General features: G+C 47.2%; 1 protein-coding gene and 1 pseudogene. Both read left to right on the forward strand.

Translation table 11 applies throughout. The features are described from left to right. A partial coding sequence (locus tag ACOCD2_RS25635; RefSeq protein ID WP_419626408.1) for a hypothetical protein occupies nucleotides 1-187 on the forward strand: 187 nt, incomplete at its 5' end. Beyond that, nucleotides 184-549, forward strand: a pseudogene (locus ACOCD2_RS25640) (restriction endonuclease); the annotation flags it as partial. The gene ACOCD2_RS25635 and the pseudogene ACOCD2_RS25640, both read left to right, overlap by 4 nt.

Below are 549 nucleotides of genomic sequence, written 5' to 3' on the forward strand. Positions count from 1 at the left end.
TGAAGCCGTAGATAGGGCATTTCGTGGCATTAGTGGCAGCGTGGCCGTATCCGCTTATGAACTGAATGCCCTGCCTTTGCCCACGGTTGACCAGATTTGTGAACTAGAACAATTAATTAGTACTGGATGCCCTAAAGCGACGATTGAGCGCAAGGTGTCGGAATTCTATGAGGAAAAGACGAAGTGACATTTCCGGAAGTACCATCGTTAGCATTGATCGCTGAAAGACTCCCACAAATTTTCCCTGAAGGTACAGAGCACCGAAATTACCTCATCCGAGAAATGGCAGCCAAAACCATTTATGTGATGTTTTACGCTGGAGCCATTGAAGGATCTGACTGCTGGGTGCGCCCTAGCCAGGTCACAGACATGACAGATGAGCAAGCTCTACTAACCGATACCGAAAGCCGGAAAGCATGGGTAAAAATGATGCTTTCCAATAAGAAAAAGAAACCTGGAAACCCTTGGTATGCTGCAAATAGTCGGGAGCCAGTACGGGATGAAACCATCCGAACAGGGTTAATTCCCTTACAAGCCGTTGTAGTTCGT

The sequence above is a fragment of the Thiolapillus sp. genome, from assembly GCF_048562965.1.
In the GTDB taxonomy this organism is placed as follows: domain Bacteria; phylum Pseudomonadota; class Gammaproteobacteria; order Chromatiales; family Chromatiaceae; genus Thiolapillus; species Thiolapillus brandeum_A.